Genomic DNA, 1057 nt, shown 5'->3' on the forward strand with positions numbered 1-1057 from the left:
TGTACTGACCCGGATCGTTGTTGACAGAGGAGAGACCTCCGGAGTCGAGTTGGAGCTGTCTAGGTTCCCTCGAGTTCACGGAGGTCTCTCTTGTCTCACGCTAATGCCCGGCTGACGCCGGCGGGTCGTTTGATCATGGTTCAGCGCATCGGTTCCGGCCGCCCGGTTGCGCATGTGGCAGCCGAGATGGGCGTCTCGCGGACCGCTGCGTGGCGGTGGTGGCGACGTTTCCAGGTCGAGGGTGTTCCTGGCCTGCAAGATCGTTCCAGTGTTGCCCGCTCGCACCCGCATCGGACCGCGGCATGTGTTGAGACGCGGGCACGGATCATGCGGGAACTCACTCACCGCGGGCCGGTGTTCATCGGCGCCCGTTTGGGAATGCACGCCTCCACCGTCGGCCGGATCCTGTCGCGGTATCACACCCCGCTGCTGCGCGAGCTGGACCCCGTCACCGGGGCGCTGATCCGCTCCACTCGCCGCAGCGCGAACCGTTACGAGCACGACCACCCCGGCTCTTTGCTCCATATCGACGTGAAGAAGCTCGGCCGCATACCCGTCGGCGGCGGCTGGCGCGCACACGGCCGCAGCGAAGAAGTCCGCGGTCGTGGGCTGGGTTACGACTACGTCCACACCGCCATCGACGACCACTCCCGGCTCGCCTACGCCGAGATACACGACAACGAACGCGGGAGCACCGCGGCCGGCTTCCTGCAACGCGCCATCGACTTCTATGCCACCACCGGCGTCCGCATCGAGCGCATCATCAGCGACAACGCGCTCGCCTACCGACGCTCAACCGCGTTCAAGAACACTCTCGCCGCACACGGCATCAGTCAGCGATTCATCAAACCGCATTGCCCCTGGACCAACGGCAAAGTCGAGCGCCTGAACCGCACCCTCGCCACCGAATGGGCCTACGCCCGACCCTACGACTCCAACACCCAACGAGCAGCAGCCTTGCCAGCCTGGCTCGACTACTACAACCTAGACAGACCCCACCTCGGCATCGGAGGCCAAACACCCATCGACCGAATCAACAACGGTCGAGGTCAGTACA

The 1057-nt window shown here is 64.8% G+C and carries 1 protein-coding gene; it reads left to right on the forward strand.

The window, feature by feature from the left end; all coding sequences use genetic code 11:
• Positions 1–90: 90 nt before the first annotated feature.
• The coding region (locus tag ACFQ9V_RS20635; RefSeq protein WP_382460984.1) for an IS481 family transposase at positions 91–1057 on the forward strand (967 nt) is incomplete at its 3' end.

This window comes from Leifsonia sp. NPDC056665 (assembly GCF_042791795.1).
Lineage (GTDB): Bacteria > Actinomycetota > Actinomycetes > Actinomycetales > Microbacteriaceae > Leifsonia.